13 protein-coding genes are annotated in these 13,233 nt (G+C 43.6%); 8 read left to right on the plus strand and 5 right to left on the minus strand.

Annotation, left to right across the window (positions count from 1 at the left end; genetic code table 11):
- The first annotated feature begins 1 nt into the window (after window position 1).
- Window positions 2-1,354 (plus strand): mechanosensitive ion channel family protein, encoded by a 1,353-nt coding sequence (locus tag PCAR9_RS16730; RefSeq protein ID WP_179984596.1) that lies wholly within the window; start codon window positions 2-4, stop codon window positions 1,352-1,354.
- 136 nt (window positions 1,355-1,490) lie between these two features.
- On the opposite strand, the gene PCAR9_RS16735 is transcribed toward PCAR9_RS16730, so the two are convergent.
- Window positions 1,491-1,682 (minus strand): hypothetical protein, encoded by a 192-nt coding sequence (locus PCAR9_RS16735; RefSeq protein ID WP_014950735.1) that lies wholly within the window; start codon window positions 1,680-1,682, stop codon window positions 1,491-1,493.
- Between the two features lie 359 nt (window positions 1,683-2,041).
- Between PCAR9_RS16735 and PCAR9_RS16740 the strand changes: the two genes are divergently transcribed.
- Both PCAR9_RS16740 and PCAR9_RS16745 read left to right on the plus strand, forming a co-directional pair.
- Window positions 2,042-2,881 (plus strand): DUF2884 family protein, encoded by an 840-nt coding sequence (locus PCAR9_RS16740; protein ID WP_179984597.1) that lies wholly within the window; start codon window positions 2,042-2,044, stop codon window positions 2,879-2,881.
- Window positions 2,882-3,119: 238 nt separating this feature from the next.
- Window positions 3,120-3,932 carry an NAD-dependent epimerase/dehydratase family protein gene (locus PCAR9_RS16745; protein ID WP_179984598.1) on the plus strand — a complete coding sequence of 271 codons (813 nt, stop codon included), beginning with the start codon at window positions 3,120-3,122 and terminating at the stop codon, window positions 3,930-3,932.
- A 203-nt stretch (window positions 3,933-4,135) separates the two neighbouring features.
- Here the strand turns inward: PCAR9_RS16745 and PCAR9_RS16750 are convergent, their stop codons facing one another.
- The 3 genes from PCAR9_RS16750 to PCAR9_RS16760 form a co-directional block, all read right to left on the minus strand.
- Window positions 4,136-5,557 carry a sodium-dependent transporter gene (locus PCAR9_RS16750; protein ID WP_179984599.1) on the minus strand — a complete coding sequence of 474 codons (1,422 nt, stop codon included), beginning with the start codon at window positions 5,555-5,557 and terminating at the stop codon, window positions 4,136-4,138.
- Window positions 5,558-5,887: 330 nt separating this feature from the next.
- Window positions 5,888-6,613, minus strand: a complete 726-nt coding sequence (locus PCAR9_RS16755) for an SDR family NAD(P)-dependent oxidoreductase (RefSeq protein WP_179984600.1) — start codon at window positions 6,611-6,613, stop codon at window positions 5,888-5,890.
- Window positions 6,603-6,998 (minus strand): thiol-disulfide oxidoreductase DCC family protein, encoded by a 396-nt coding sequence (locus tag PCAR9_RS16760; RefSeq protein WP_179984601.1) that lies wholly within the window; start codon window positions 6,996-6,998, stop codon window positions 6,603-6,605. Before PCAR9_RS16760 ends, PCAR9_RS16755 begins: the two co-directional genes overlap by 11 nt.
- A 257-nt stretch (window positions 6,999-7,255) precedes the next feature.
- On the opposite strand from PCAR9_RS16760, the gene msrA reads away from it, so the two are divergent.
- The gene (gene msrA, locus PCAR9_RS16765) at window positions 7,256-7,801 is read left to right on the plus strand and encodes a peptide-methionine (S)-S-oxide reductase MsrA (protein ID WP_179984602.1); all 546 of its coding nucleotides are present in this window, start codon (window positions 7,256-7,258) and stop codon (window positions 7,799-7,801) included.
- Between the two features lie 103 nt (window positions 7,802-7,904).
- On the opposite strand, the gene PCAR9_RS16770 is transcribed toward msrA, so the two are convergent.
- Window positions 7,905-9,026, minus strand: coding sequence for a hypothetical protein (locus tag PCAR9_RS16770; protein ID WP_179984603.1), 1,122 nt, complete (start codon window positions 9,024-9,026; stop codon window positions 7,905-7,907).
- 249 nt (window positions 9,027-9,275) lie between these two features.
- Here PCAR9_RS16770 and PCAR9_RS16775 point away from each other — a divergent pair, with 249 nt between their 5' ends.
- The 4 genes from PCAR9_RS16775 (at window position 9,276) to PCAR9_RS16790 (ending at window position 13,063) form a co-directional block, all read left to right on the plus strand.
- Entirely contained in the window at window positions 9,276-11,141 is a 1,866-nt protein-coding gene (locus PCAR9_RS16775) for a metallophosphoesterase family protein (RefSeq protein WP_179985265.1), read from the plus strand.
- A gap of 17 nt (window positions 11,142-11,158) precedes the next feature.
- Window positions 11,159-11,695: a flavodoxin FldB gene (gene fldB / locus PCAR9_RS16780; protein WP_179984604.1), complete on the plus strand. Its 537-nt coding sequence runs from the start codon at window positions 11,159-11,161 to the stop codon at window positions 11,693-11,695.
- 26 nt (window positions 11,696-11,721) lie between these two features.
- Window positions 11,722-12,510, plus strand: coding sequence for a CLCA_X family protein (locus PCAR9_RS16785; protein WP_179984605.1), 789 nt, complete (start codon window positions 11,722-11,724; stop codon window positions 12,508-12,510).
- Between the two features lie 142 nt (window positions 12,511-12,652).
- A complete protein-coding gene (locus tag PCAR9_RS16790; protein ID WP_136783761.1) occupies window positions 12,653-13,063 on the plus strand; it encodes an ExbD/TolR family protein in 411 nt (136 codons plus the stop codon).
- Window positions 13,064-13,233 lie beyond the last annotated feature (170 nt).

The raw sequence follows: 13,233 nt of genomic DNA on the forward strand, positions 1-13,233 counted from the left end.
AATGGAAGTCAGTGCTTCAGTACGCGATCATTTCATTCATTTGGTTAAAGACGTTTTTCCTAATTTAACCACTGAAGATCCGCTTTACAATTTGCTTGCTCTAGGCTCTATACTATTCGTAGCAATCCTTATCTACGTGGTTGCGCGCCTGCTAGTGCGCCCTCAAATAGCCAACTGGGTATATAAGTCGAATAATAAGTGGGATAACGCGCTACAAGAACACGGCTTCTTTAGGCGTTTAATGCATCTCTTCCCAGCTCTCTTTATTTACGTTACCACCCCCGTTCTCATTGACGATGAAGCTGTCATACACGGAATGATGATAAAGAGTGCACAACTTTACATGCTGTATAGTGGGCTATTAGCTTTGTATGCCATGCTAAGTACAGTAGAAGATGTCTATAATGCTTCTGCCCTATCTCGGCGCGCCCCTATTACAGGCTTCATTCAAGTAACGAAACTGGCCTTCGCGATCATTACGATACTACTTAGTATTTCTTTGATTGTAGATAGAAGCCCACTGCTTATTGTGTCTGGCTTAACCGCCATTGCAGCTGTTTTACTACTCATCTTCAGAGACACCATTCTAGGCTTTGTTGCCGGCATTCAAATAGCCGCCAACCGCATGTTTAATACGGGCGATTGGATTGCCATGCCTAAGTATGAAGTAGATGGGGAAATACTCGAGATAGGCCTGACCAACGTTAAAGTGCAAAACTGGGACAAGACCATCTCCACGTTACCGACATATAGCCTTACCACTGAAGCGGTAAAAAATTGGCGGGGCATGCAGGAGTCTGGTGGTCGTAGAATTAAGCGCGCAATATATATCGATGTGCACTCTATCAAGCTTTGCGACAACGACATGCTAGAGCGCTTTTCGAAAATTCGTTACATCAATGAGTATGTCGAGAAAAAGAAGAACGAGCTTCGTGCCTATCACAGAGATTATTCTATTGATGAATCGGATCTGTTGAACAACCGTCGCCTTACCAACATTGGTACTTTTAGGGCGTATCTAGAGGCTTATATACGTAAACACCCAGATATTAACCAAGAACTGACTCTTATGGTTAGGCAGTTGCCGCCTAATGAGCTTGGTTTACCGTTAGAAATATACTGCTTTAGTATTCAAAAAGACTGGGTTAAATACGAGAAAGTTCAGGCAGATATTTTTGACCATGTCATGGCCATGCTAGACCTGTTCGACTTACGCGCTTATCAACGTGATGGGCACTTATCCTTGCTTGCCCATCGTGAACATAGCGTGTTTAACAGCTCTGAAGGAAACGATGCCCGACAGGAACCTGCTCAACACCGTATTGATGACGAAAGTGCCAATACACCAAGATAAGTAAGGGCGCCAAGAGAAGCGCAGGACAAAAGCGAACACAGCCGCAATGACAACGGCTAGTAGAACTTACATCACTGTTGTTTAAGGGCGAAAAAAAACCGGCTGTAATAGCCGGTTTTTTCATAATGCTTATCGCTTAAGCCAGTGCGTAGGCCATCAGTAAGCAAAGTACTAAACCAGTAACGCCAAAAAAACCATACTCGATTTTTTCCTGCATACCTTCAGCACCTGCTTTAGCAGTCATAAAGCCCATAACGATGCTGCTTAGCCCTAGCGTAAAGGCAATTAGCGCAACACCAAACATAATTGCATTAATCCAATCAGCCATTGTGATAACCCCTTAAAAATATTGGCGGTATTATGCACCAATAAATAAGATTTAACCATGCTTGGATTGGCTTAAATGTATCGCTATTGGTATTAATTGATCTTAGTCAAAACTACTAATTAATTAGCAATTTCACTAAATAGTGAATTTAAAATTGCTCTAAAAAACCGCTCTCAAAACCTAACCCACTGAAAAATATTAACTTTAAATTTTGGCAAGGCCATTGCTCTAGTAAAGACAGTAAAGATAGTAAAGATATATCAGCGAATAACGCTAGTGTTTATTTGATAGTGATCCTACACCCCATCGCAGCGTTTAGAACAAAGTTAATGTGTTACACCTAAATTAAGGAATGAACAATGTCTAACAAACTACTACTTTCTGTTGCCGTTACCAGTGCTTTGATAAGTGGCCACGCATTCGCGCATGACACAAGCTTTCAGAACAACAGTTGCGACATGGAGCTAGATGGCCATATTCAGTATTACCAAGGCGACCTCACGGTTCAGATGGACAATGGTTCAGTAATGACCATTGATGCTCAACACAATATGACCATTAATGGCGAGTCAGTTTCGCTAGACAGAGAACAGCAACGATGGGTAAGTGAATACTACAACAACATTGATATTGCTATTCCTATGACTCTTACCATTGCCAGTGAAGGACTGCAAATTGCCAACGTAGCAGTGACTGAAGTGTTTACTGAACTGCTGGGCGGTGACCAAATGGGTGATGATTTCAATGAATTGTTCAACTCACTAGAAACTAAATTAAACACCTCATTTTATGATGACGCGGGCAATATTCGCGTAGATTCAACGAAATTTGACGAGCCAGGCTGGTTTGACGAGAGCTGGGAGCAAGAGTTTGAAACACAAATTGAATCTTTGATCAGTGAATCTATGGGCCGGATTCTTATCGCGGTTGGCACACAAATGCTGTGGGAAGGGGGTGATATGTCTGAGTTTGAACAAAAGATGGAGCGCTGGGGTGAAGATTTAGAATATCGCTTGGAAAGCCAAGCCGCTTTGCTGGAAGAAAAAGGCGAGGCTTTGTGTAAAGTGCTGAAGAAAGCCGACTATGCCGAAGGTAAGATGCAGGCATCTATATCAGGGCTTGATGACTTGAACCTGCTGGATATTGATCACAGAGATCACCATGAGCAACACGGCCACAACGAAGAAATGAAAATGTAGTCGAGTAATCTCACGAACTAAACCCGCTACAACAAACTACTTACCTTTCTGTATCACTTATTTTGAAAACCGACTGAAAAACCAGTCGGTTTTTAGTTTTTATACCGGTCGCTATTTAACTTTTGAATATTTCACCTCTTTCAGATTTCTGCTTTTTCAGTTAATGGTAGGCATATTAACGACATCCGCACCCCGATTGATGTACTCTTAAGCCCTAAACAAAAGGGGAATTTAATCGATGACTCAGAATGTAGTAATTAGTGGCTATGGCTGGTTAGCCGGCTATGTAGGCAACGCACTGGCAGGTAAGGTCAATATTATAGGCACTACTCGAAGCCAACAGAAACGCCTCGCGTTAAAGAAACAAGGTGTCACCGCCATAGAATATGCACTGGGCGATGATACATCAGTACTATGTAGCCACTTACAAAACGCGACGTTATTGTTAAATATTCCCCCTGGTAGAAGAAACACCAACCTCGAATCATTTACTGAAAATATGCTGCGACTTATTGATGCTGCACTAAGCGCAAACGTCGCGCACATTATTTTTATCAGTACCACATCGGTTTACGGCGATGACACGAATAACGTCCTTACGGAACAAAGTGACACGAACCCACAAACTGCGTCGGCGAAAGCCCACGTGACTATTGAAAACCATTTAATGTCTAAGCGAGACCAAACTAATATCAGTATTGTTCGCTTAGCGGGTTTAGTAGGTCCAGATCGTCACCCAGCTCGTTCATTAAGTGGAAGACAGTTGGATGCAGGAAATAAACGAATTAACCTTGTCCATGTGCACGACATTGTGTCTGCGTTAACCTCGATTATTTGCGACAAGCCGCTAAACGACGTTATACACCTTTGCAGTTTATCTCACCCTAAGCGCGGTATTTATTATGTAGATGCAGCTAACGCGATGGGTATAGACACACCACACTTTTCTGATACAGAAGCTCAACCTGGCGGCAAGGTTATCGACGCTACGCAAAGTTGGGAAAGGCTTAACATCTCGCCTACCTATGGTGACCCCTATAGCATGTTTTAAGGCTTATGCTTGTATGTTTACTTGGCTCGCTAAGACGGTTGTAGATTCATTGAGGTGTATTCGCCAATAAGTTGTCAAAAAGCCATGAATTAAGGGCTAATCGCTAAAAGAAACAAAAACGGCAAGCCTCAGGCTTGCCGTTTTTTTATCCGAATTTACTGCTAGCACACAGCAAATACATTAGTTTTGTATGGTGAACATGCTTAACCGAACAGGCTTACACCAAAGTATTTCACCGCCACCGTGTTTACAAAAATCACAAGTAGAATTAGCGGAATAAAGGTTTTCAACGAAACATCCACATACTTTTCAAACCAGCTGCCTTTATAGCCGCTGCTGCCTTCTTCCAAAGAAGCATTAAAATTAGCACTCTTCCAGCGATAAATAACGAACAAGCAAATTAGCAAGCCGTTTAACGGCAAAATAGTGTCGTAGAATACATCGTAAATTACGTCAAACAGCGATTTATCTGCGCCTGCGTAGTGCATAAATGACGTCAGCATATCAACTTTACCAAACGACAATGCACTTAGAATTGCCAGCACAATCATAATGCTACCTAAAGAGCCTAACGCCCATTTACGGCTCACGCCTTTTTCGTCCATTAGTGCTGCGACTGGTACTTCAAAAATAGACACTAGAGACGTAATTGCCGCAAAGAACACGAGTAGGAAAAACAGGCTCGCGACTATCGAAGCGCCCATATAGCCTATGGAGTCTTGTAGTGCTAAGAAGATACTAGGCAGATAAGTAAAAATCATACCTACAGACGATTCACTTAACTCATCAGGGTTGATATCTGGGTTAAAAGAGAATATGGCAGGAAGAATCATTAAACCAGCGGTAAAAGCCACAGCGGTATCGGTTAATGCAACAAGCTTTGCTGCGCTTGGTACATCCGCACGCTTATCGATGTAACTACCGTAGGTGATAAGAATCCCCATACCCAGCGATAGTGAGAAAAAGGCTTGTGACAATGCGCCATTGACCACTTGCGCCGTAATTTTTGAAAAATCAGGAACAATATAAAACTCAACACCAGCCATTGCATTTTCGCGGGTTAGTACGAAGATAACAAGGCCGATAAGCATTACGAAAAGTGCTGGCATAAGCAGCTTCGCCGCTTTTTCTATCCCCTCTTTTACACCACCTTGAAGAATAAGGTAAACCACACCAACAACAGCAGCCATGTAGACGAAAATAGACTCTGAATTAATAAACACCCCAAAGGTATTGGGGTCTGCTAGTTTGTCTAAGTTTCCGCTAACTGCTTCAAATAAATAGCCAAAAAGCCATACAGTAATAACCATGTAGAAAACCGCAATCATAAACGGCGTGGCAATCGCAAACCAGCCTGCAAGTTTCCACTTCTTTTCGTTACCACTGATAGCGCTGTATGCGCCTAATGGGTCTTTTTTAGCATGGCGGCCCACTGACATCTCCGCCAGCATAACCGGTAAACAAATGGCAAAAACAAAAATGGCGTACATTAAAAGGAAAGCCCCACCACCGTTTTTAGCTGCACCGACAGGGAAACCCACCAAATTACCAATGCCCACTGCAGAGCCTGCAGCAGCCAATATAAAACCTATGCGCGATCCGAACTGTTCTCTGGCCCCGCTCATATCCATTCCTCTTGTTGAGTTATTGTTATAACAGTTCGCTTGTCACGCCTTATGACATACAAATTAGCCTTGTATAAAACAATCACTTTTTTGCACTCACAATTTGTACTTGTTGTTCGTTCTTGATTCTCGTCGGAATCAAGCCGAGCGAACTGGTATTATTTATTATTAGGATGGCGTTTGTTGTTATGACTCACGTGTGGCGTCAACGCGTTGTATTGCTACCTCTATGGGCGTATCAATACGCTGCACCATTCCCAAAATAGCATGGTAACAGCAGTGAAATAAAAAGTCTTGATGTTGAACTTGCTGAAACGATGATAGACCGTATCACCAAGTTACCACTTCACCATTCCAGTCAATAAAATGGCAAGCTTGCTCCCGATCAAGCGCTGAAAGGTGGTGAACAAGCTGTTTGGCGGTAAACTCTGGTGTAAAGAGTTTTTTAGCGGCTACATTTTTTTGGAATGGCTTTGACAGTCCTGTATCAACAGTACCTGGGTGGTAGCATACCAGCATGACATCTTTTAATCTGCGCTTGTACTCTACCGATGCTGTTTTAACAAACATATTGAGCGCGGCTTTCGATGCACGGTAGCCATACCATCCGCCAAGCCCGTTGTCTGATATGCTCCCTACTCTCGCGCTTAGGCAAACAAGGGTAGACCCTTCTTTACTCATAACATTGACTAAATGCTTAAGCCATATAGAGGGAATAATGCTATTTGTCGCGAAGTACGCTGTCAGGGCTTCCTCACTGACATCTTCTAAGCGTTTTTCTGGGTGAATACCATCGTTTTCGTTATGCAAAAAACCGGTTGTTATTACTACCGTATTTAACACAACGTCTTGCTCAGCGAGTTGTTTTACAAAACCGCAAATGTGCTTATCATTCTGTTCAGAAATTTGATGATACGAAACATTCTCTAGGTTGTTGCTTTCAGATGCAGCTGCACGACTTACTGCAAACACCTTTGCGCCTGCACTGCGATATTGTTCTATGAGCGCAGACGCTATACCGCCAGATGCGCCCACTATAAGTACGTTATTTTCCATTCGGCTCTCCCGGTACACAGCGGTCGCACTGGCGCTTTTTACCCGTTAAAAGGTAAGAAATGGTATATCTATGTTTTGCAAATACATTGTAGAAAGCATCGGCGGCATAACGAATAACAGGCCAGCGAAGCGGAGCATAGATCCAGCCCATACCCACTGCTTTCCACGCTTCATGGGTAACATCAAGTCCGGTAATTAGGGTGCCATCCTCGCGAAGGCCATGAATTCTGGCATTAAGCGCATGCCAATCCATGGTTGGATAACGACTTGCAAAGTCAGGGGCCTGAATGTCGACCAGTGTGAGTTTGTTATGTTTGTCTCTTTTGCGTAGATGACGCATTTCGGCTATGCACAAAGGGCAATAACCATCATAAAAAATAATCACTTCTACCTACCTCTGCCACTTACGACGCTTATCGCTCGAAGACGGTTTCGCCCATGCAAACATGGAAAAATATAGATTAGAACGCGTTTGCCTTGCACTATCAGCGCTCTTATCGTGTTCAGTTTAAAACCGTTTCAAGCCGTCGCACGTTATTCTTATTTAATATTCGTTTATACGATAAAAAAATACGCTTGGATGACTTGTGTTGTGACCTAGGGGCACCCACACTACAAGCAAAGATTAAGAGAGGTTTTATTATGGCAAATTTACAAGTGGCCACTTTAGCAGGCGGATGCTTCTGGTGTATCGAGTCCGCGTTCAACACTGTCGAAGGCGTAGAAAAAGCAATTTCTGGCTATGCTGGAGGTGAAAAAGCCGATCCAACCTATGAAGAGGTATGTACGGGAAATACTGGCCATGCAGAAGTGGTACAAGTAACGTTTGATGCAGACAACATCAGCTACCGTGAAATTTTAGAAATTTTCTTCGCGCTTCATGATCCTACTCAGCTAAACAGACAGGGTAATGATGTGGGTACTCAGTATCGCAGCGCAATCTTCTATCACGACGATGCTCAAAAAGCGGAAGCTGAAAAAATTATTGCACAAATCACAGAGGAAGAAATTTGGCCCGACCCGGTAGTCACTGAAATAGTAGCCGTGAATAACTACTATGACGCCGAAGACTATCATCAGGATTATTTCAAAAACAATCCGCAGAACCAGTATTGCTCTATGGTGGTTGCACCTAAGCTTGCAAAATTCAAAAAGACTTTTGCTTCTCGCCTTCGCAGCGATGCATAAGTAAAGTCAGCTTTTTTAGCGGCGTTTACAGATTGGCTAAAACGAAAGGGTTGCTTGGTAGCAACCCTTTTTCGGTTTGAAGGTCATCTTGAGTAGATAGACGCTAATCAAACCAAACGTCATTGATTTCTATCGGAAACAGTAACGGTGCTAAATCTTCATAACGCGTCTTATGCGCCTCACATGTCGCGTTTTTCATGTAATTCTTTTCCCACGGATCGTTAATTATCCATAGCGTACTATCAATAGTGACTAACCCTTCCATTGATGAATTATCCATTGTGTACTGTTCACAACTCTGGTCACTGGCAACATCAAAAATAATGGGAATGCGCTTTGTTGGCTTGTTGCCAGTGGTATCGATTACCCATAATTCATTGTCGTTTCTTGCAGCGCCAAATAAATATGATGCGCCTGTTGAGTGCGTATATAAAGCCAAGCCATTTATGGGGTGATTTCCCGAGGTAAACGAAGGAAGCTGTAGGTCTGGTTCGCTCACGGTCGCAAAATCGCTCGATGAGAAAAAGTCTTTATCGACAGACAATGTAAAGACTCGTGGCTGTCCCGCTTTGTCTTTTTCCAATGCCAAATACAAAGTGCCGTCTTCTGCCATAGTGAGGCCTTCAATGCCATCATTGGGGAAGTTCCCTACTTCGAACTCTTTCGGAAATTGTATTGGACGTACGTCTGACATTTCAACATCACCATTGTCCTTGCGAGTTAATTTAACCAATAGGGTTGGGTAGTCCGTAGAGCCTGTATCTTCGTACTTGGTTTCACAACGAGGGCTTAAGGCGCCAGTACGGGTAGCGTCTTCTGTGACGGTATAGATGACATTAGCATCTCTAGGGTCTACCGCTAACGCTTCTAAATCTGGCTGTTCGCTTAAGTAGCCATAAAAGCAGCTTCGACGCACGCTCCTTGAGAATGAAAAGCGCATACTAGACGCGCTTAGCGTTGCCGTGTCTGGTGAAATGCTATGTAACTTCAACTGCTGCGTAGCATCCGCGCTTGCATCTGCAATGGTTACTAGCTGTCCGTCTAGCACTACTAGCCCTGATGTTTGGGGGTCAAACATCACTTTTCCAGATTCATCGAGGATCCACTTCCCTACCGTTGTTTCTGTCAAATCGGTGGGTTCTGGACTAATAATGACATCTTTGGGCTCACTGCATGCGGTGACCAGCATCGCGGTTAAAACGGTGGCAGTTAAATATTTAAGCATAATATGAAGTCCCCTCTCGACTCACTAGAGCGAGAGCAAAAGCTAAAACTGAAAAAATTGTAAGGGAGTATATCGAGCATACCGTTTATGCACAAAAAAGAGTAAGGTTATAGCGGTTATTTACATTAGCGACTGCTTTTGTATCTGTAAAACACAATCAAGATCGTAAAGCGCCTCAATATAGGTGCGAAAAAAGTGTTTTAGCTAGCAAAACGAGTATTGAAGGAGAAAGCCATTCCTACGCAGCACTTGCCCCAAGTCATTGCAGGGCCAATAGTTAGAAAAGTGACGCCTACTGAAAGCCATATATGGGTAGTCACTAGTAACGCCGAAGCACCATCGCTGAAACTATCGTCTTGTGACCATACAATAGCGGGTGAGTGTCAGAGTGAAACGGTACGCGTAGGGTCTTTTGCCTTCATTCACCTCATCTCTTTTTACGCCGCTGATCCTTTTAAAGACAGAGCGCGAATTAGCTATCAACTGTTATTTGACGATTCGTCTGCCCAAGCCGCATGGGAAAAAGAACAGCGCGCAATACTCTACGATGGTCAATCTTCGCCAAGCTTTCACTACACTGAAACACCCGAAACTATTTTGCACGGCTCTTGCCGCAAGCCCCACTTTCACGAAGATGATGCGCTGGCGCAGGTTGACGTGCTTCATAAGAACGCGTTTAAAAAAGAAAAGAATTTCCCCGATCTTTTGTTGATGACGGGGGATCAAATTTACGCAGATGATGTAGCAGGGCCTATGCTTAAAGCCATTCACAGTGTGATAGAGCGTTTAGGCCTTTACCACGAAGCGCTTGAGGGCGCAGTGGTGGGTAATACGAGTGAACTTGCAACTCATGAATTTGGGTTTTATGAACGTGAACAGCTTCTGCCGCAAATAGCGACCAACACGGTACTATCTTCAATTTTCTTTGGCGCCAAGAAAAAGCCTGTGTTTACGTCGGTAAATGCACAAAACCATTTAATTGGCAGTGCAGAGATCATCGCTATGTATTTGCTGGTGTGGTCCGATACGCTTTGGACCAACGTATCCATAGATAAAAATGGGATTCCAGAAAAGTATTCGAACATTTTCGATAAAGAAAATGACGCGCTTGCCGGGTTCGTTAAGCAATTACCCCAGGTGCGCCGAGCACTAGCGCACATTCCTACCTATATGATCTTTGACGATCACGATGTTACTGACGACTGGAACTTAACACGAGGTTGGGAGCAAGAAGTTTACGGCAACCCTTTATCAAAACGCATGATCGGCAATGCACTCATTGGCTACTTGCTATGCCAAGGTTGGGGCAATGCACCTAAAAAAGTCGCGCCGCTGATCGCAAAAGTACACGAATCGATAAGTGAAGATGGCTTCACTGCACACGATGAAGTTATAAGCGATCTTTTAGATTTTGATCAATGGCATTACCGCTTAGATACCACGCCTCCTATTGAAGTATTAGACACGCGAACACAGCGCTGGCGCAGTGAATCAAATATGAACAAGCCTTCGGGCTTAATGGATTGGGAAGCGCTGTGTGATTTCCAGCATTCTATTATTGGCAAAGAATCTGTCATCGTTGTCTCTGCTGCCCCCATCTATGGGGTTAAAGTTATTGAGGCCATTCAAAAAATATTCACGTTTTTTGGCAAGGCGCTGACGGTTGATGCAGAAAATTGGATGGCCCATAAAGGTACTGCCAACGTTATGTTAAACATATTCAGGCACTACAAAACCCCGCCTGAATTCATTATCTTGTCGGGAGATGTGCACTATTCCTTTGTGTACGATGTGCGTTTACGCTTTAGGCGAAACAGTCCCCATATCACTCAGTTCACCTGCAGCGGATTGAAAAACGCGTTCCCGGATGGGCTAATTAAGTGGCTAGATAGATTGAACCGTGTGCTTTATCGCTCCAAGTCGCCCCTGAACCTTTTCACAAGACGTCGAAATATGTCGGTAAAAGCACGGGAACCTAGCAAGGGTTATGGCGAATTATTCAACGGTTGCGCCATCGGCGTATTAAAAATTTCACAGAAAAACGCCGATGTTCAGTGCAAAGCTTTGTTGAGCAACGGTAAAGAGGTAGAATTCCCAGCTTCTAAAGACGATTAGTTCAAAAGAGGTATCTAATGAGTGATAGCGCACTGTCCATCGGATTATTTTACGGCTCAACAACCTGCTACACCGAAATGGCAGCAGAAAAGATCCAAGCGCAGCTCAATAGCCTTTTTGACGAAGACATTGTTGACCTTCACAACATTAAAGATGTAAACCTGACGCGCACAGCCGAATACGACATCATCATATTTGGAATTTCGACCTGGGATTTTGGTGAGCTCCAAGAAGATTGGGAATCTCACTGGGAAGAGGTTCACGGCTTAGATTTAGCAGGTAAAACCATTGCACTATTCGGGCTAGGCGATCAACTCGGTTATGGAGAGTGGTTTCAAGACGCATTGGGCATGCTTCACGATGCGATATTGCCTTCGGGTTGTAATATTGTGGGGTACTGGCCCAACGAAGGCTACGAGTTTACCGCCTCTAAAGCGTTAACCGAAGATAAAACCCAGTTTGTCGGCCTGTCTCTTGACGATGAAAATCAATACGACAAAACCGATGCCCGCATTGAAGCTTGGTGTGAGCAACTATTGGTCTCGATGGCTTAATTACCTAATACATTTGGATATCAGCGTTGGAAAATAAAGGCCGTCTTCATCAGCAGTTTTATCGCAACGGCCCTAGCCACCGAGACGGTGCCGACGTATCGTTTCAAGATATACGCAAACTGTTTAATTTCGCTACGATCACGGTTGGCAGATGGGTGACTGCGGAAGAACAACAGATCGCTGCCAATTTATTTTTTGACGCGCTGTACGATCTGGTTGCGATCCTTAATATTAATGAGCAAGTTCTGTCTTTAAATGGCTCTTTATCACTTGCTTTTGGCAGTGGAGGCCAAAAACACAGTAGCGCCCACTACAACAGCGCGAAAAGGCAGTTAGCGCTAGCAAAACACGCAGGAGCGGGAGCTCTAGCTCACGAGTGGTTTCACGCATTTGATCACTACATTGCCCCTCGTATGTTCGACGGCGTTGCCGCCGGAAGTTTCGCCACGCAAGCGTGGCTGGATAACGCTCCAATGAACGCTCACCCTTTGAATCAAAAATTGAGCGATTGTTTCTCGTTATTGTTTTTAAATGATCAAAAAAGGCCAAATGAGTACTTTGTGCGATCCGTAGAAGCTGATCGCGCGCTAAAAATGTATTATTATGCTATGCCTCAGGAGATGGCAGCCCGCGCATTTGAAGCCTGCATTCAAGATCACGAGATCAAAAATGCGTTCTTAGTGCAAGGTACAAAAAAGTCAACGGAAGCTAGACTTGGCATTTACCCTCATGGTAACTTGCGTACATCACTCAATCAGGCATTGATGTTGTATTTTTACCAATTAGGTGTCGCTATTTCACGCAAACAAACCTAGTTTGTTGTTTTATTACCGTGAAACTGAGTATTTTTTCAACAACAAGTGTTAATGAGCACACTGTTTTTATACAAAAGTCTGTATATTTTTGTAACAAGCAGTATACTAAATGGCTCGAACGTAACAGAAGAAAGAAGACGAGATGAAAAGAAAGAAGCATACCTCGGCTGAAGACGAGGCTCAGATTGATATGACCCCCATGTTGGACATTGTGTTCATCATGTTGATTTTCTTCATCGTAACGACCTCGTTCGTGAAAGAGAAAGGTTTAGACGTAAACCGTCCAGAAGACAATCAAGCGAAAAACGACAAGCCTTCTAAAGCGCTTTCTATTCGTATTGCTGCTGACGGCACTATCACGATGGGTGGCCGTGAGGTTGATATTCGTCGTGTGGTTGCGAACACGCAAACATACCTAGCAGAAAACAACACTGATTCTGCTGCTATCCAGGCTCACGAAGACAGCGAGCACGGCACAGTAGTTGAAGTAATGAACCAAGTTAAAATTGCTGGTATCGACAAAGTATCTGTTTTGGTTAAAAAGAGCAGCTAAAACGCTTTATTAATCAAATACAAATTAAGTAAAAGCCACCTTCGGGTGGCTTTTTCGTATCCTCTCTTATACCAAAGTATCTCTTGTGCTATCGCGCGAATTTTGTTCAGATCGTACCATTCGGTGTGTCTGGATAAACCATGTTGAAACTCGGTTCCAGACTCTGATGT

The sequence above is a fragment of the Alteromonas macleodii genome (assembly GCF_903772925.1).
GTDB lineage: Bacteria > Pseudomonadota > Gammaproteobacteria > Enterobacterales > Alteromonadaceae > Alteromonas > Alteromonas macleodii_A.

Coding starts and splice junctions, on each gene's coding strand:
- PCAR9_RS16730 (WP_179984596.1), top strand. CDS start 2: ATGGAAGTCAGTGCTTCAGTACGCGATCATTTCATTCATTTGGTTAAA.
- PCAR9_RS16735 (WP_014950735.1), bottom strand. CDS start 1,682: ATGGCTGATTGGATTAATGCAATTATGTTTGGTGTTGCGCTAATTGCC.
- PCAR9_RS16740 (WP_179984597.1), top strand. CDS start 2,042: ATGTCTAACAAACTACTACTTTCTGTTGCCGTTACCAGTGCTTTGATA.
- PCAR9_RS16745 (WP_179984598.1), top strand. CDS start 3,120: ATGACTCAGAATGTAGTAATTAGTGGCTATGGCTGGTTAGCCGGCTAT.
- PCAR9_RS16750 (WP_179984599.1), bottom strand. CDS start 5,557: ATGAGCGGGGCCAGAGAACAGTTCGGATCGCGCATAGGTTTTATATTG.
- PCAR9_RS16755 (WP_179984600.1), bottom strand. CDS start 6,613: ATGGAAAATAACGTACTTATAGTGGGCGCATCTGGCGGTATAGCGTCT.
- msrA (WP_179984602.1), top strand. CDS start 7,256: ATGGCAAATTTACAAGTGGCCACTTTAGCAGGCGGATGCTTCTGGTGT.
- PCAR9_RS16770 (WP_179984603.1), bottom strand. CDS start 9,026: ATGCTTAAATATTTAACTGCCACCGTTTTAACCGCGATGCTGGTCACC.
- fldB (WP_179984604.1), top strand. CDS start 11,159: ATGAGTGATAGCGCACTGTCCATCGGATTATTTTACGGCTCAACAACC.
- PCAR9_RS16790 (WP_136783761.1), top strand. CDS start 12,653: ATGAAAAGAAAGAAGCATACCTCGGCTGAAGACGAGGCTCAGATTGAT.